This window comes from Rhodococcus sp. 14-2483-1-2, from assembly GCF_002259405.1.
In the GTDB taxonomy this organism is placed as follows: Bacteria; Actinomycetota; Actinomycetes; order Mycobacteriales; family Mycobacteriaceae; genus Rhodococcoides.
In genome coordinates this window covers 49,278-68,351 of the sequence record NZ_NPFW01000021.1, presented here as the reverse complement: position 1 = coordinate 68,351, position 19,074 = coordinate 49,278, and the positions used below count along the sequence as shown (strand labels likewise).

The following is a 19,074-nucleotide window of genomic DNA, read 5'->3' as shown; positions in this document are numbered from 1 at the left end:
ACGGCGCTCCGCCGTCGGGTGGTGATGGGTGACATGGCGGTTCAGTCGGGCAAGCAGGGCACGATCTGCTCCCACCCCGCTGCCGTCACCACCCCGTCGTGATCGAAGTCCAACTGATGGACAACGAGTTCCGCGTCGTGAATTCGAGCCCAACGCTCGGCGAATCCACGAACAGGCTTGTGTCGTTGCGCTTCGAACAGCGTCACTGTGCCGGAATACTTCGGCGCAGTAGCCGTTCGGAGCAACGATGCGGTATAGGCGATATTGCGTTCGACAGCGTCGACGAACTCTGCAGGCACCTCACGCGGCCCGCGGTTCTGTGGGTCTTGTTCCTCACACTCGATGTCGTCGCCGAGCGGTGCCGAGTCGACCACACCGACGAACGACACAGACTCACCGTCCGCAGTCAGTAGTGCAGCCATCGCGTGGGCGACAGTGCCCCCGAACGAGTACCCGAGCAGACGGTAAGGCCCGTGCGGCTGGATGCGGCGAACGGCCTGCAGGTAGAGCTCGACGAGTCCGTCGAACGATGTCGGACGGTGATCGTCGGGCAGCTGCAGCCCGACGACAGGCCGCTCGAGCATCGTCGCCAAAGGCGCGAACTGGAACGCGTACCCCCCGGCGGGATGGACGCAGAACACGGGTGACCCGCTGCGTTCGCGCCCCCATTCGATTACATCAGTCCGAGAGGTCGTTCTCCCCTCACGGTGACGGTCCGTGTAGTCCGCCACCGAGCGCACCGTTTGACGGCGCAGCAGCTCCGATACCTCCAATCGAACCCCGGTCTCACGTTCGAGCCGTGAGACCAAACGCATCGCGGCGAGGGAATCTCCGCCGCAGTCGGCGAATCCGTCGTCTGCGCCCACGTCACGGAGGCCGAGCACTTCGCTGTACACCGCCGCCACTGCGTGCTCGGTGTCGGTGTGCAGTGTCGCCGTTGCGTCGCGGCTGGGGGGTTCGGGCAGCGCAGTCCGATCGAGCTTGCCGTTGACAGTCAATGGAATCGAGTCGACGACGACGATCTGCGCCGGAATGAGCTGCGGCGGTACATGATCCCGCAGCAAGGCCCGGAGGTCACCCAGCTCCGTCACGTCACCGACGACGTATCCGATCAATCTGCTCACCGGACCATCGGAACGAACGGTAGCGGCTGCCCGCGTTACCCCGTCCAGGCTTTCGAGTGCAGATTCGACTTCGCCGAGTTCGATACGAATCCCGCGAATCTTCACCTGCCGGTCGGCGCGCCCGAGGTATTCGAGTCGGCCGCCGCGCCCGTACCGTACTAGATCACCGGTGCGGTACATCCGCTCCCCCGACCCGAATGGATCGGCCACGAATACAGCGCTGCTCTGGCCGGTTCGGCCGAGGTAGCCATGGGCCGTTCCGTCACCGGACATGTACAGCTCTCCCGCTGCCCCGATCGCGACAGGGCGCAGACCCGAATCGAGCACGCGGGCAACAGCATTGCGGACCGGCCTGCCGAGACACGGACTCGCACTGTCCTCGACGGACGATCCCATCGCGTTGATCGTGAACTCGGTCGGCCCGTACAGGTCGTAACCGGTGACGCCGGCTTGTTCACGCAGCCGAGTCCACAACTCCTGTGGCACCGCCTCACCGCCCAGCATGACCAGTACAGGTCCATGATCGTCGTCCAACAGACCTGCTGCGAGCAATTCCCGGGCGTACGTGGGCGTCACGTTGACGACATCGATGCCGACGGTGCGGTAGTGCTGCACCAGTGTGAGCGGGTTCGCCCGTGCGTTCTCGTCGATGACGTGCACGTGGTGACCTGCCAACATCCAGAACAGTTCCTCCCACGACATGTCGAAAGAGAACGACACCGTGTGGGCGATTCGCAGTTGTCGTCCGTCGACGGATTCTTCGGTGGGAGCGAATATCTCGTCACGATGATTGTGATACATCGCAGTCAGTCCGCGGTGGCCGACCTGTACGCCCTTCGGCTTGCCGGTCGACCCCGACGTGTAGATGACGTAGGCGAGTTGATCGGCATGACGGGGGCCCTCGGCGGGCACGTCCGGCGCAGGAGAACGTCCGTCGAGCACGTCGCGAAAGCCAGAGTCCGAAAGGTCGAACACGGTCATCCCATCGAGATCCACGATGCTCGAACCGCTGGTCTCCCCGCCGAGTGTGACGACCGCACACGCTCCGCTGTCGATCACGATCTCTCGCAGACGCTCCGGTGGGTTCTGCAGATCCAGCGGCAAATACGCCGCCCCGGTGCGCATCACAGCGAAAATGGCGACGACGTGATCGGCGATGCGCGGCAGCATCAGTGCGACGACATCGCCGGCTCCGATACCCGAACCTCCGATATATCGAGCCATTGCCGTCACTCGCTCGTCGAGCTCCCGTGCTGTGAGTGTCTGTGTTCCACACGTCAACGCGGGCGTGTCGGGCGTTGCTGCAGCGCGCTCGGACAACAGCGCGTCGATGCTGCCGCCGCGCTCGCCCGGCACGGGCACCGATACCCGGGGTGCGGTCAAGGGCGTCCGGTCGAGCGCGGTTCGAGATCGACCGGTATCGGCAACCGTCGTAACGGCCGAGTTCACTCCCGTGATACCCTCGAGCATGTCGATCATCGTGCATAGCAACGATTCGGCGGCCTCGTCGTCGACCAGATCACGCCGATGTTCGATCGTCACCTCGAAACCGCCACTCCGACTGCGCGGGTCGACATCGACGGTGACGGCGTAGTGGGTCGCGTCGGTGGCCTCTGCCGCAGTGATTCCTACTCGCTCGAACACCCCGAACCGGGCTGCGTCACCACCGATGTTGCGGAACACGAGCAAAGTATCGAACAACGTCGCGAATCCGGCGGCTCGTGAAATCTCACCCAGTCCTAGGTACTGATGCTCGATCAACGCGCCCTGCTCCGAGAGCATCTGCGACAACGTATCTGGTATCAGCAGTCCAGGAGCGGCACGCACCCGAACTGGAACGGTGTTGAGCGTCAGACCGACCATCCGGTCGATGGACGGCACCGACGGGTCCCGACCGGACACCGTCGATCCGAAGACGACGTCGTCCGAGCCCGTGGCACGGCGCAACGTCAGACCCCACGCCAGCGCGACCACGGTGCCGACGGTGACACCGTACTCCGCCGCCTGTGTGGTCACGGCCTCGACGATCGTCGACTCGACTGTGCGCGTGATCCGATTCGGCAGCGACATCGTCTGTCGATCCGGCTCCGGCGCAAGCAAAGTCGGCTCGGGAAGCTCAGCGAGGTAGCCGGCCCACTTCTCGGTGGACACGGCCGCGTCCCGCCCGGCGAGAACTCTGAGGTGATCGGTGAAATCGGCAGCCGGGTCCAGAACACGAGCCAGCGCTGCGGACAGATCCGTTCCGTCGGGGTGTAGGCCCGCGCTCAGGCGAGCCACCCCGTAGAGCACGAACAGTTCACCGAACATGATCGATTGAGACCACGCGTCGGTCAAGATGTGGTGTTGGGTGACCACAAGCGTCTGCGGCCCGTCTCCCTCGGTGACGATCAGCATCCGCAGCAGCGGTGCACGATCGAGCGCGAACGGGCGCGCGAACTCCGTCGCCGCGAGAGCGTCGGTTGCCGACACGGATTCGGCATCTGCTTCGGCGATGGTCACGGTAGACCTGCCGATGATCGATACAGGCTCGGCTGATGCTGTGTGGTTGAACGCTGCACCGAGGTTGGGGTATCGCTCCAACAGTGCATCGGTGGCGCTGACCAGCGCGGCACGATCGATTACGTCGGCAAACACGAACCGGTGCTGGACGTGGTAGTTGTCGGTCGTGCGCACCCCACTCGACACCGCCTGGAAGTACATTCCGCGCTGCAGGGGTGTCAGCGGTACCACCTGCTGCCATCCCGGGTACTCCGCGTCGAGGGTGCGGCGCGCCTCATCGTCGAGAGCGACCAGATCCGATGTGCGATCGAGTTCCGTCGAACCCGATGCCACACGTGTGGCCCTCTCGACGAGTTCGGACAGACTGCCCACGTCGAACACATCGGCCACGGAGAAGGCCACCTCTCGGCCGGCAGCCGCTGCCGCGAAGCGGACCGCGGCGATACTGTCACCGCCGAGCTCGAAGAAGCTGGAATTCGGGTCGACGTCGAAGCCGAGAACCTCGGCGGCAGAATCCATTACGTCGTCGAACAACGGGGTCGCAGCGCGCTGCGCGGCTTCGGTGGCCTGCACAACCGCCTTCGGCTCGGGAAGTGCGGCGCGGTCCAGTTTGCCGTTCAGCGTCCGCGGTAGACGATCGATCGCCGTGATCGATTGCGGCACGAACTGATCGGGCACTGTGGCCGCGAGTTTCCGGCGGATCCGCACCGAATCGAGCACTGCGCCGTCGCCCAGTACGACGTAGCCGAACAGTCGTGCAGAACCGTCGTCGATCTGGGCAACCTTGGCAGCAGCGTCGAGCACACCCGGCAGTGCCCGCAGTGCAGTGTCGACTTCGCCGAGTTCGATACGGAACCCACGGACCTTCACCTGATCGTCGGTACGTCGCAGATATTCGATGCGGCCACCGCGGCGTCGGACGAGATCACCAGTGCGATAAAGCCTTTCGCCCGGATGATCGGGGTCCGCAACGAAACGTCCGGCCGTCAGCGCAGCTCGGTTCAGATATCCGCGCGCCACCTGCGCTCCGCCCAGGTAGAGCTCCCCGTGAGCTCCCTCGGGAACGTCGCGTAACAGTTGGTCGAGAACGCGGGCACGCACATCCGACCACGGTGCGCCGATAGTGACGTCCGCTCCCGGGACGAGCGTGTCGGCCGTGGCCCACACCGTGACCTCGGTGGGACCGTACACATTCCACACCTCGGAGCATGCTCCGGTCAGATTGTCGGCCAGTTCGGCCGGCACCGCTTCACCGCCCACCAGGGCACGTAACGACCCGAGGTCAGCGGTGGAACCGCCTCCGACCAGTAATCGCCACAACGACGGAGTCGCCTGGAGAACCGTCGCCTCGGACGAAGAGATCAACGCCGACAATGCGGCCGGGTCGACGACGGAGGCGCGCGGGGCGACGACAACTGCCGCGCCGACAGTCAACGGGCACAGCAGTTCCAACACGGCGATGTCGAACGAGACAGTGGTCACCGAGACGAGCCGATCCTCCTGCCGCACCCAACCCTGCTCCTCGACTGCCGCCGCGAATGCTGCGAGGTTCGCCGTCGTGACCATGACGCCCTTGGGTTGCCCGGTCGTCCCCGAGGTGTGAATGATGTACGCCAGCTCATCACCGGCAGCGCGGATCGGCGGCAACGCACCGTCACCCGGGTCACCGGCGGAATCTGCGCGCACGAGCGCTGTTCCGATCCAGGACACCGCATCGACCGTTCCGGCAGTGACCAGGACGCAGACCGGGTCGGCGTCATCGATCATGTATTGCAGTCGCTCACGAGGGTAGTCGACGTCGAGCGGCAGGTAGGCAGCCCCGAGACGAAGGACCGCCAAAAGCGCAACCGGAAGGTGGTGATCGCGGCCGACTGCTACCCCGACCACCGATCCGGCGCGCACTCCGGACGAAAGTAGCTCGCGGGCAAGCCGATCCACCATCGAGCCGGCATCGCCATAGTTGATGGTCACGTCGTCGTGGACGATCGCAGCCTCGTGCTGGCGGTCGCGCACCTGCTCGGTGAATCGCGCGATCACCGACTGCGGCCTGTTGCCGCGGCGTGCGTCCGAATGGGCGACCCGTGCACCGATGCGATCGATGGTGGAATCGGGCCCAGAAATTACGTGGCCGAGGACTAGGAACAGTTCGTCGAGCAGATGTTCGATAGTAGCAATGTCGAACAGATCGGCTGCACCCCCGACGCGGATCTCGGGCCGAGATCCGTTCTCTCGCAACCACACCACGAGATCCATGCGTGCGGGTGGGTCGACGGGTTCGACCGGTACAGCGCGCGCCTCGCCCAGTTCGATGGGCTCACCGACGAATTCGTGACCGACAAGAGTCTGAAACAGTGGATGACGTCCTTGCGCACGGTCGGGTGCGAGCGCGTCGACCACTCGATCGAAGGGAACACCGCTGTGCTCGAGCGCCCCCAGGCTCGCCGCCCGCACTCTGTCCAGGACCTGTGACACAGTTGGGTTCCCGGACAGGTCGATTCGATGCACCACGGTGTTGACCAGATATCCGACGGTGTTCTGGAATTTCCCGTTCCCGAAGGATTCTCGATCGGACACCGTCGTGCCGAGCGGAACGTCATCTCCGCCGCCGAAGCGTTGCCACGTCAGCGCCACAGCGGCTTCGACGATCATCAGCGAGCTCACGCCGTGCGTGATCGCTGCATCGCGTAGTCCACCGGCCACGTCAGCGGGGACCACCCGAGAAGCTCCGACCGCCCGGTGTGTAGCGATCCGGGGGCGCGGCCGATCGAACGGCAACTCGAGCTCGGTCGGCAGAGCCGTCAACTGCGAAACCCAGTACTGCAATCCGCGGCGAACGTCTGCGGAGCGGGAGCGCGCGCGATCGGCGACAGCGAACTCGGCGAAATCGGGACCCGGTGTCGACCACTGCACCCGGTTTCCGGCAGCTCGTGCTCGGTAGGCGACGGCAAGCGCGTCGAGCACCATCGGAACGGATGCACCGTCGATAGCGATGTGGTGCACCACCAGAATCAATGCTGCCCAATCGGTTCCATCGAGATGAACCGCGCGCACCGGGGCGGCGTTCGCAATGTCGAACACCGACTCGGGGCTGTCGAGAACCTCACGAATGGCGTCCTGCATCGGCAACTCTGTCACGACGCACGACAGCGTCGGCGCGTCGCCCGCATCGATTACCCGCACCGACGGCTCTCCGCTGGGCGTGGCCGGGTAGCACGTGCGCAAGATCTTCCAATGCTCGAGCACATCCGACCACGCCTGGCCGAGCGCTGCCACATCGACGGATCCGGTCAGCTCGAGCACAACAGGGACGTCGTGAGTGTGAGACGGCTCTTCGAGCTGAGCCACGATCCAGAGGCGCTCTTGAGCGGACGAGAGGACCGGGACCACGGACAGTTCCTCGACCGGTTCCTCTACCTCGGTCACCTGACCGGACCTCGCGGCGAGGGCACGCGGCGTACGTGCGGCGAAGATGTCCGTCACGCTCACGACGACGCCGATCTTGCGCAGTCCGCTGACGGCGCGCATCGCTGCAAGAGAGTGCCCGCCGCGTTCGAAGAAGTCGTCGTCGGCGTCCAATGGTGTGTCGAGCACGTCGGCCAGCAGTTTCGTCACGGCCGAGACCGCGGGCGTCGACGTCGTGTGGTCGACACGGCTCGGGAGAGTCCGCCCGCGTGCCCGAGTCGGTAGCACCGGAAGCGACTGCGGGATCAATTCGTGCGCAGGAGCGCCGAGTCCCACCAGAATTTGTTCGAGAATTGCCGGCAGCGCCTCGGCTACCGCTGCCGCGACGGCATTGTCCACGACGGTCGGGTCGTGATCGACGACGAGACGGAATCGGTCACCCGGCGGAGCCAGCAACGACAGTGGGTACTGAGTGAGACTGAGATTGCCGATGTCGACGATTCGGGTATACCCCTCCCGCTCCTCGGGATCGTCGCCGACGAGGTTGGGGTAGTTCTCGAACACGACGAGAGTGTCGAACAATGCGGTGCCGCTCGGCACGTCGCTGCAGGCTGATATCTCGGGCAGCGGTAGATGTTCGGCGTCGCCGAGGTCGTATTGCTCGCTCTGACTACGTCGCAGCACCTCCGCGAGCGGTCGGTCGTCCAACTGCAGCCGAACCGGAACCGTGTTGCTGAACAGTCCCACCATCTGTTCGATCGAAGCAAGGTCGGCGGGACGACCGGACACGGTCGTCCCGAATACGACGTCGCGATGACCGACGAGCGCCGCCACGACCGCACTCCAGGCTGCCTGCACCAGGGTGTTGACGGACAGACCGTTCTCGCGTGCACAGGTCGAGAGCTGCTCACCCACGCCGTCGCGTAACGCAGCTTCCCGGGAGATCGTGGCTTCACCTGTGGCCTCTCCGTGCGCGACCAAGGACGGTTCGGTCAGCCCGGACAGTCGCCGACGCCATGCGTCCAGCTGTTCACCACGATCGCGTTCGGCAAGCCACGCCAGGTAGTCGCCGTAGTCCGGCGGCGGTGGAAGCGCACCGTCGTCGTTGTACAGCTGCACCAGTTCGCGCAGCACGATCGGCGTCGACCACCCGTCGGTCACGAGGTGATGTGCGTTCAGCAACAGCCGCGTTCGATTGCTGGGCAACGACAAAACGTGTCCGGCCAGTAGCGGGCCGGAGCCGACGTCGAACACGCGGCTCGCCGCGATCCGGCCGGCTTCATTCGCCGCAGCATCGGCCGTGGATGCCGTCAGGTGCGAGAGGTCGGTAGACCGCCAGTCGATCTCGACCGTCCGGGGAATTGCCTGAAGGGGTTCGTCGACAGAGTCGAAATGAAAGCTCGCCGCCAGGTTGGGGTGACGCCGCACCACATGGAGGAAGGCGCGCCGAAGTCGAGCTGGGTCGAGTCTGCCTGCGAGGTCCACGACGGCGGTCAGCGTGTACACGTCCTGGTCGCTGTAACGCGCCGAGTGGGCGAGTAGTCCCTCTTGCAGCGGCGACAGCGGCAACAGCCGAGCCAGCGGGCCCGTCCGCGATTCCAGCGCCGAGATCTGCTGTTGAGTGACGACTACGCCCTCGGCGTCGACGGCGCTGAGCCCACCGTCGAACAGCGCGGAGTGCGCCGCGAGGCCGTCTAGCGACTGCCGGAAATACTCCTGCAAGACGACGACGTCGTCGCTCGGTAAGAGCTCGTTCGCGGCCGTCCACTCGACCGACAACGTTGGGCCCTCGTCGGAGTCGCGGACGAAGGCGTTGAGCGCGAGCACCTCCGTGAGCATCCGATCTGGCGGTTCCACGACGCCGAACGCGTCAGCCGATGCTGTTTTCCAGCCGTTCCCGAACATCCCGCTGGCTTTGCCGAGGTAGTTGAGGACGATCTGCGGTTCCGCTGACGTCGCCAGCGCCCTGCCTGCGTCGTCGAGATATCGCAGGACTCCATACCCGAGCCCCTCGTCGCGGCCGGCGCGGCGGCGCGCCTTGATCTCGTGAACGAGTTCGGCCACGACAGCTCCCCCGGCCCATGCTTCCGCGACGAGATCCGGCGAATCGACTGCGCCGGCGGGTACCGAGATCGGGTACTCGGTGGTGAACCATCCGACGGTCGAACCGAAATCCTCGGCACCGTCGCCGTCGCGCCCGTGGCCCTCCATCAGCACTGCGAAGTCTCCCATGGCACGCCCCCGGACTGCCCGAACGGCCAGGGTCACGGCGACGAGCAACACCTCGTCTGGGCGGGCTCGATACTGTGCGCACAGGTCGTCGAGAACTGCGGAGGTAGTCGCAGCCGAGTATCTCGTCCAGGTGATCGACGAGGTCGCGTGTGTGTCGATCCCGGGCCGTAGGACTGCGTCGCACAGTGGAGACGGCTCGCCGCCGAGGACGGCCGTCCAGTGGTCGAGTTCGTTCAGGTACCGGTGCGCCGACCCGCGTTCGGCCAAGTCCTCGGCCCGACGACGCCACGACGCCCCCACTGCGGCAGGTAGCGCACGAGAGCGGACAGCAACGAACAGGTCGGTCAGCAGGACCGCCCACGACACGGTGTCGATGGCGAAGTGGTGCACGACCGTCAGTACCCGGTCGCACCCGTCGGACATCCGGATCAGGGCCACTTTCGACAGACGGCCGGCAGCGGGTGCGAGGTCGGCTGCGAGGTCCCGTGCCAATTCCTTGATATTCGAACCGAATCGGCTGGAGTCGACCGGACCGTACTCGACAACGTCCGCCGGTGCTGCGGTCCGCTCGATCTCGACATCGCTCACCGCAGTCACGCGCATTCGCAGTGCCGCATGCCGTTCGAGGACGGCCGACACCGCGGTCCGCAGCGCCTCCGTTTCGATCTCGTCGGTCACCTCGACGACGGTCCACTGTGCATAGGAGGCGACCGCAGCCGGAGAATTGCTCTCCACCACGCGTCGCAGGATCGGGGTCGCCGGCGTGATTCCGAAGGCCACGTCCTCGGCAGCGTTTTCGACGCCGACCGAGATGGTGCGGCTCGTTGCGGCGAGGGTTGCGAGATCACGTCCGCTGAGGATTTCTTTGGGCGTCAGCACCACCGAGTGTGCGCGCAACCGGCTGCTGATACTGATGGCAGCAATGCTGTCGCCGCCGAGCGTGAAAAGGTCTGCGTCGAGCGATACATTGTCGTGGCCGAGGACGTCGGCGAGAACAGCGCACAGAGCGAACTCCGACGCGGTGCTCGGAAGCCGGCCACCGCCGACATCGACCGCGCGCGGCGCGGGAAGTTGTGCGCGGTCGACCTTGCCGTTGACGGTGAGCGGCATCTCGGTGAGCACCGTGACGACCGAGGGCACCATGTGGTCGGGTAGCCGTCTGAGCAGGTCGCGGCGGATGTCGTCCCCGGACAGGGACACTGTGCCGGTCTCGAACACCACGTACCCGAGAAGCTTGGCCGAAGAACCACTTCCGGTCACCATTGCGGCGGTCGCGCCGATGCCGTCGATCGCGGCCAACGCGGTCTCGACCTCCCGTAGTTCGACGCGGTGTCCGCGAATCTTGACCTGGTCGTCGGCGCGTCCTCGGTACTCGTACCCGGTCGCGGGGTCCCAACGAGCGAGGTCGCCCGTGCGATACATCCGACCGCCCGCCGGATCGAACGGGTCCGCGACGAAGCGATCGGCAGTAGCGCCCGGCATGTCGAGGTACCCGCGGGCGAGCTGCGGTCCGGCCAGATACAGTTCACCGGTCTCTCCGTCGAGGACCGGGCGCAGCGCTCCGTCGAGAAGATACGCCGCGGTACCCTCCAGCGGCCGCCCGATGCGGACGTCCGCTCCGGTCACCCGGTCGACGATGGCGTCCACGGTGGCCTCGGTGGGTCCGTACATGTTGTGGACGACAGCATCGGCAGCACTCAACTGCCCGGCGAGCGCTGAGGGCAACGCTTCACCACCGATGACGATGGTGCTCACCGCCTTGTGGCCTACTGGTCCTACACCGACCAGACCCGCGTCGACCAGAAACGCCGCCATCGAAGGAGTCGTGTCGACGACGTCGATGCCGTCGGCAGCGAACCGTTCGACCTGTAGATCCGCATCTCGCTGAACATCACTGTCGTACAGATGAATCCGATGACCGTCGAGGATCCACAGCAACGGGTCGAGCGATGCATCGAACGCGAACGATGTCGTGTGAGCGATGGCGAGAGCGCGACCGCCCGCTCGGCGCGCAGCGTCGGCGTAGAGCGTGTGGCGGTGCCTGGCAGCGAGGTGCGTGAGGCCACCGCAACGGACGACGACGCCCTTGGGTGTGCCGGTGGATCCGGACGTGAACAGAATGTAGGCAGTGTGATCGCGGTGCCGCGGTGCTGCGAGCTCGTGAGCTGCCAGTCGTCCGGCGGAGAGGGACGCCAATTCGGCTCGAATGCGTTCACTCTCGAGCGCGATGACTGTCACGTCGACCTCGGGAACAGGAGATAGTTTGTCGCACAGAAGAATCGATGGACGTGCACGTTGCGCGAGATCGTTCAGTCGCGCTGCGGGATACGCCGGATCGAGCACGACGTAGCCTGCGCCCGCCTCCCAGACCGCGAAGATGCTTGCCACCATGTCGAGCGAGCGAGGAAGAGCAAGCGCCACGACGTCGTCGGGTCCCACTCCGCGGCTACGGACGAGGCGGGCGATCCTGTGCACTCGCTCGGCCAAATGCGCTGCGGTCCAGGACCTACCGGAGTCGGTGAGCACGATGTCGTCTGCATGCGCAGCGGCCATGGCGGCGAACATCTCGGCGACCGATTCCTGCCCTGCGTCAGGGGTCGGTGCGGGCGTCCAGGCAGGGTCGAGCCCACCCGGCCGAACGTCGATGTTCCCCAGCGGGGGTCGCTTCGGCGAACACAGCGCGGACAGCAGTCCGACTAGACCGTCGGCACGCGCACGAACCGTGGATTCGGACAGCTGCCTGGCGTCGACCTCGAATCCCAACATCACCCGGCCACCGTCGATGGGGGTGGCTGTGAGACCGAATTCTTCGGGCGGGCCACCGGCGACATTGCGTAGCCTGCCGACAGCGCCCGCGAAGTTCAGGTAGAAGTCGAATGCCTTCAGATTGATTCCGACACCGTGCAACAACGCGCCGGCACCGGGCGAAGCGAGGTCGCGGACGATGTCCTCGCCGCGATACCGCTGATGCTCCCGTAAGTCCTTCAACGCCGACGCCGTCGCGGTCGCCAGCGCTGTGATGTCGTCACCGAGTCCGATCGTCACTCTGAGCGGCAACACGTTGACGGCCATGGACGGAGTGGTCAGTGTCGTTCGAGTGGTGCGCACCATGACCGGAAAGGCGATCACGACGTCGGAGGTGCCCAGCGCGCGCGCAACGAATCCTGCGTATCCGCCGATCAGTACATCGGCCCAGGTGCAGCCGCATTCGTCGGCGATGTCCTTGATGCGGTGCATCGCGTCGGCGTCGAGCACGGATTTCGCCGAGTGCGTGCGTTCCGCCGGTGTGTCGCTTCCTCCGCCTCGCCCGTGCCGCTCCGGCAATGGTGTCAACGAGGTAGACCAGAACTCACGGTCGGCGACAGCGGCCTCGGATTCGCGGTAGGCAACGTCTTCGGCCACCACTGCGGAGAAGGATCCGAATGCGTTCGGACGCAACGGCTTGTCTGCAACGGTCGCGGTGTACCGCGCGGCGAGCCGGCGCGAGATCATCGCCGCGGAATACCCGTCGACGACAAGGTGGTGGTAGAGCTGCACGCACCAAACCTCCGTGGGCGAGAGCTGCAGCAGGGTGTATGCGAACAGGGGGCGGTCCACCATCTCTCGGCATGCCTCGGCGGCCTCGGTACGGCACTGCAACACCCGCTCCTCGGCGCGCACGTACGGATCCGCCGATTCGGAGAGATCGAGAACGGGAATCGTCAGCGAGCCCGCCTCTGTGATCCACTGACGCGGCCCGTTCTCGGTATCGGTGAAGCGCAGACGCATGGTCTCCGCCTCCCCGACGGTTGCCTCGATGGCGTCGACGAGTGCGACGAGGTCGATGGGAACCTCGGTGGGGGTTCCGTCGATCTCGAGAACCTCACCGACGAGGTAGTACGGCGAATCCGGTTCGAGGCGTTGGGCATTCCAGATGCCCAACTGTGCCCCTGTCAGTGGCAGCAGCGACTTGGACTCGTCGGTACGGGTGTCGTCGGTAACGGTCATCGGCTCTGGCTCTTCTTGTCGATCTTGCCGACCGAGGTGGTAGGAAACTCGGTCACGAACTCGAACGTGTCGGGGATGGTGTAGGCGGCAACCTTGCGTTCGGCGCGAAGGAACGACCGTAGTTGCGATGCGGTCGGCGTCTCCGAGTGCGGATCACGCCGGATCACGTACGCGTACGTCTTCTCGCCGAGCGCAGGATCGGGCACGCCCACGACCGACACGTCGTGGATACCCTCGTGCGCCAGGAGGTGGTTTTCCACCATCGCGGGCGCCACCTTCTCACCGCCGCGATTGATCTGGTCCTTCGTACGTCCGACTACCTGGAGGTATCCGCGATCATCGCGGATCACGACGTCGCCGGTGGAATAGAATCCGTCGGCTGTGAAGGACTTCTCGTTGTGTTCCGGTGCGTCGTAGTATCCGCGGATCGTGTAGGGCCCACGAGTCTGCAGGTTCCCCGGCTCGCCGACAGCTACCTCGGCTCCGGCGTCGTCGACCACACGCACTTCGTCGTCGGGCGAGATGGGCCGCCCCTGGGTGGTGAAGATAGTCTCGTCGTCGTCGCCTGCTCGTGTGTAGTTCACCAGTCCCTCTGCCATGCCGAACACCTGGGTCAGAACGCATCCCAGCTCCGGGGTGACACGCCGCGCCACTTCGGCGGAAAGTTTTGCACCACCGACCCAGACGGCTTCCAGCGAGCCGATGTCGCGCTGGCTGCGCAGCGACGAGTTGAGCCACGCAACGAGCAGCGGAGGCACAAGCGCCACATGGGTGACCGAATGTTGCTCCACCAGTGCGAAACAGGTGTCGGGGCTCGGATCCGGTGCCATGACGACTGCTCCTCCGGCCGCGATCATGCCCAGCAGCCCCGGTGAACTCATCGTGAAGTTGTGCGAGATGGGGAGGACCGCGAGCATCACCGACGTCTCGTCGATTCCGCAGATACGTGCGCTTTCGCGAACCGAATAGAGGTAGTCGTCGTGCGTGCGGGGAATCAGTTTCGGGGTTCCCGTCGTGCCACCGGACAACTGAAGAAATGCGATATCCGACGCCAACGACCTGTTCCGCCGCGGCAATTCGGGACCGATCGCCCAGCTCTCGTCACCGACCGGAATCACGACTGTAAACAGACCCGGGTGTGCCTGTGCGATCTCGGCGGCGATGGCGGAATAATCGGTTGCACCGAATCGGTCGACGGTGACGTACGCAACGGCTCCGGTCGCAGCACAAAAACCAGTGATGTCGCCGGCGCGGTGCGCAGCCAAAGAGAAGACAGGGAGCGCCCCGATCTCGAACAACGCGAACACGACCTCGACGAACTCGACCGTGTTGGGCATGTGCACCACGACGCGGTCACCTCGGCTGATACCGCGGCGCGCAAACTCTCCCGCGATCACCTGCACGCGCGCGGAGAGTTCGGCGTAGGTGAGACTGCGGCCCGAGTCGACCACTGCGAGACGACTACCGAACTCTGCCACCGCCGATGCCAACAGATCCGAATGAGTCTGGCCGATCCAGTACCCCTTCTCGCGGTAGTACGCAGCGAACTCGTCGGGATAGGCGACTACCCCTGGTAATTCCAGTGGATTGATCTGCTCGGTGATGGATACGTTCAAGATGCAGCTCCGGCCGACACGGATTCACGTCGAAGAGAGCGCAGAACATTCTCGGTGGTCACAACTGCGCCACAGCGTTTCGCGGCGTACGTTGCTGCCATGATGTGCTCGTCCCTCGAGAAGTCCGCCGTCGCGTCGAGCACCAAGAAGGGACTCACGTCGGACATGAATGCCTCTGCCGCACTGAGCATGCACCCCATGTGCGCGTACACACCTGTGACGATCAATTGGTCTCGTCCGTGGTGTCCGAGCAGCTCGCGTAGGTCGGTCCGCTGAAACGCCGAGTAACGCCACTTGGTGACCTCGATGTCGCCAGGCTCGGGGCTGAGGGCGTCGATGACCTCGGTGTCACGCCCGGCGCCGAGACCGGGCCCCCAGAAATCGGCGAGGATGCCGCGCCGAGAAGGGTGCTGATCTCCCGGCTGCATGGTGAAAACGACAGGTATGTCGAGTTCGGCAGCCAGCGTTCGCATTGAACGGATGTTGGCGACGACGGGGGTGATCAGTTCGGGAGCATCGGCGTACGCGTCGATGAAGTAGTTCTGCATGTCGTGCACGAGCAACGCAGCGCGACTCGTGTCGAGCTCCCAGTCGACCGTGTTGTCCGGAATCTCGTCCCGCGCGGGGATGGTGTAACTCGAAATCTTCGGTATGGCCATGTCTCGTCCCTCTCGTTTCGCATGTGTTCTCATTCTGCGGAGATGTGCGCGTGCAGCCCGGTCACTAGCGGTGCCGACTCCAGGCTTCCCACAGTTGCGCGTACTCGCCGCCACTCTCCATCAGCGCTTCGTGCACGCCCTCTTCGACGATCTTCCCGTTGTCCATCAACAGAATTCGATCTGCTCGACGCGCCTGCCCTAGGCGGTGCGCCACGATCAGCGCACTGCGACCCTCGAGTGCAGCATCGGCCGAGCGTTCCAGCAGGGAGGCCCCCGCACTGCCCGCGTCCGCGGTCGCTTCGTCGAGAATCGCGACGGGCGGATCGGCGAGTACCACGCGCGCCAACGCCAGTTGCTGCGCTTGCATCGGAGTCAGCGGATGGCCGGCGTCGCCGATCTGGGTGTCCAACCCGTCGGGAAGTAGGTCGAACCAGTCCCCCGCGAGAACGGTTCGCAACGCTGCTTCCATGTCGGCATCGTCTGCGCTCGGGTTCGCCAACGCGAGATCGCTGCGTAGCGTACCGGTGAACACATGAACCTCCTGCGTCACGAGCGTGATCCACTGTGCACGTTCGGTATCCGGAACATCTTTGAGGTCGATGCCACCGAAGTCGACGTGGCCCAAGTCGGGTGACCGCACCCCGGCAAGCACGGCCGCAAGCGTGGTCTTTCCCGCTCCCGACGCGCCCACGAGTGCGACCTTCTCCCCTGGCTCCAGACGGATGTCGACGCCGCTCAGAACCGGTCGGCTCGGCGAATACCCGAACGTGACATTCTTCGCCTCCAACACAAAGGAATCCGGCATCGTCGGCGTTCTCGTGAGCGCTCCTTTGTCGGCACCGGTGTCGATCACTCCGACGATGCGCGCGAGGGATGCCAGCGCAGACTGCAGTTCGTCGATGACGAGCAACAGGCTCTCGATCGGCTCGAACAGCCTGAGAAAGAACAGCATTGCCGTCGTCGTTGCGCCGACCGTGAGTGCCTCGGCTCCGACGAGGTAGTAGCCGATCACCAGTAAACTGGCCATGGACAGGAACTGGGCGGCGTTCAATCTGCCGTAGAAGCGATTTTGCACGATCCGGGCGCGCATCGACCATCGCACCACTTCCCACGAGTGGGTGCCGATCCGGGACGCCAGCGTCGGGCCGACGTCGTACTCGTGCACTGTGCGCAGGCCTCGGACCGAACCGAGAACTTGCTGCGCCCGGGCACCCATGGCCGCTCGCTCGGACGCGTATATTCCGGGCGCAGTGCGCAGATACCACCTCACTGCGAGTGCGTACACCGGAACCACCAACACGATGGCACCGAGGAATCGCCAGTCCAGCGCTGTCAGCCCCACGGTGGTCGCCGCGATGGTGAACAACGAGCTCGACAACGCCGGGACGACGGTTCCGATCGCTGACGACACCTCGTCGACGTCGTCGGTGGCGCGAGAGATCAAATCGCCGCTACCCGACCGTTCCACCCGCTCCAGCGGGAGACCGACACTCGTTGCGAACATTTTTTCCCGCAGCCGAGCGAGCGCCGTCTCGAACAGCCTCGACGAGAGCACGACGCCCAGTGCTGTGAAGGCGGCGAATCCCGCTGCGGCAGCGACCATTGCAAGACCCAGCTGCCAGATGTCCCGCGCGCTGCCGTCATCGAGAACGGTGTCGACAGTCCGGCCGAGGGCCCAGGGGGCGACGAGTCCCAGCGCTGCTCCGACCACCATGGTCACCACTACAGCGAGAAGTCGAAGTCCCTGTCCGCGCAGCGAACGGAGAACTTCCGCTCGCACTGCGCGTGCGTCGGCGACAGGAAGCGCCCCGGAAGGTGCGGACATTGTGCGAACGGTCACCGAGCGTTCTCCAGAGTCTCGTCCTGCGACGTCGGTCCGACTCCGAGTTGTCTCGACGCAACAGCGAGCAACGCTGGTGACGAAGTGAAGATCAGAGTCCTTCGACCACTGCGTGCCTGCGTAATACGCTGTGCGATGATCGATTCCGTGACCGAGTCGACGGCTGTCGTCGGATCCACAAGAACGAGAATCTCTGGGTCCGACGCCAGCGCCCGAGCCAACGCAACCCTTTGCCGCTGGCCGCCGGAGAGCAATCGACCGGCTTCGCCCACATCGGTATCGAGTCCGTCCGGCAGCGATGCGGCCACGTCGTCGCACGCGGCGGCCAAGAGTGCTCGGGCAACCGCATCGCCCGAAACTTGCCCGGACATCGAGATATTGTCCGCGATAGTTCCCTCGAACAAATCGCTTTCGTGAGGCGCGACAATCAAAGCCTTTCTGCGACAACTCCGTTCGATACTGTCGATGCCGACGCCGCCGATCGTCGCCGTTCCGGAGACGGGCCGAACCAGACCCGCAAGCACCTCCGCCAACGCCGCCGTCGTCGGCGCATCCGACTCGATGGCCACGAGCTCTCCCTCACGCACCAGGAAGTCGGCGACAGACTCGCGGCCGCAAGGCACAGCGGAGACTTCGAGATCGAAGCCGCGGGGAGTATCCGGCGTCTGTGTGTTCCTCGTCCTCGGTGGTGCCTGCAGCACAGTCAGTACGCGTTCCGCCGAGGCGAGTGCACCTGCCCAGATCGTCCCGAAGTTCGAAGCGAACGCTTGCAGGGGCCCGAGAACGAATTGGGTAACCCCGACGACGGTGATCAACTGACCTACTGTCATCGCACCGTTCAGCGCCATCATTCCGGCTGCGACAGCAACACCGGCGATGAACAAGCCGGAGACGGCATCCATCGATCCGAGATAACCGCCGCGCGCCACATTGGCTCTCAACGTTCCCTGCAGCGCCCGCTCACTGGCGGCGCGATACCGACGACCCGCTTCGCGTTCGGCACCGAGGCCCTTGACCACGCGGAAGCCGTTGACGAGATCCGCTGCGGTGCCCGCCGCTTCGCCGGCTACCTGCTGTTGTCGAACGCTGCGTCGACGCAGTGGGCTGCCCGCGCGGTCCATCAGCCACAACATCAGGGGAGTCGCGATGGCGATCGCCACTCCGAGCGGCCAGGAGACGTACAGCAGTATCAGCGCCGCAAAGACCACCGCTGCGAACTCGCCCAGGGGGTAGATAACGATTGCGACGGCCATCGCCATGTGACGGGCATCGGAGGTTGCGATGCTCAACAACATGCCCGGCTGCCGGTCCGGCCCGGCCATTCCTCGGGCATCGAGGATGCGGTCGGTGATCTCGGTGCGCACTCGGTGCTGAACAGCGTTCATGCCCAGAAAACCGATGCGGCCACCGAAACGAAAGGTGAACGATACGAACGCATAGTCGACGGCCAGCACCGCAGTCCACAGAATCAGCTGTCTCGGGTCGCGGGCACTGATCGCACGGTCGATCGCAAGTCCCATGATGACGGGAATCAGCGCAGCACCCAGTTGATGCGTTACGAGCAGGACCCCAGCCGGGACCGTGTACTTCTTCGCCGAGAACATGGTGCGGACCGTCAGCTGACGAGGGGTGGTCGCACTCGTGACGGCGATGTCACCGGTACGCAGCGGCTCGGCGGGCGCGTCGAACAGGATCGGTAGCTTCATCGGCATGTG

General features: G+C 64.9%; 5 protein-coding genes. All 5 read right to left on the bottom strand.

Annotated features, from left to right (window positions below):
* Positions 1–41: 41 nt before the first annotated feature.
* Entirely contained in the window at positions 42–13,244 is a 13,203-nt protein-coding gene (locus CH295_RS18825; RefSeq protein WP_094741623.1) for a non-ribosomal peptide synthetase, read from the bottom strand.
* Positions 13,241–14,860 (bottom strand): (2,3-dihydroxybenzoyl)adenylate synthase, encoded by a 1,620-nt coding sequence (locus CH295_RS18820; protein ID WP_252342104.1) that lies wholly within the window; start codon positions 14,858–14,860, stop codon positions 13,241–13,243. The genes CH295_RS18825 and CH295_RS18820 overlap by 4 nt, the downstream gene beginning before the upstream one ends.
* Positions 14,857–15,519 carry an isochorismatase family protein gene (locus CH295_RS18815; protein ID WP_094741622.1) on the bottom strand — a complete coding sequence of 221 codons (663 nt, stop codon included), beginning with the start codon at positions 15,517–15,519 and terminating at the stop codon, positions 14,857–14,859. The genes CH295_RS18820 and CH295_RS18815 overlap by 4 nt, the downstream gene beginning before the upstream one ends.
* A 64-nt stretch (positions 15,520–15,583) precedes the next feature.
* Positions 15,584–17,344, bottom strand: a complete 1,761-nt coding sequence (locus CH295_RS18810) for an ABC transporter ATP-binding protein (RefSeq protein WP_094741824.1) — start codon at positions 17,342–17,344, stop codon at positions 15,584–15,586.
* Between the two features lie 11 nt (positions 17,345–17,355).
* Entirely contained in the window at positions 17,356–19,065 is a 1,710-nt protein-coding gene (locus tag CH295_RS28290; protein WP_170945974.1) for an ABC transporter ATP-binding protein, read from the bottom strand.
* Between the last annotated feature and the right edge of the window lie 9 nt (positions 19,066–19,074).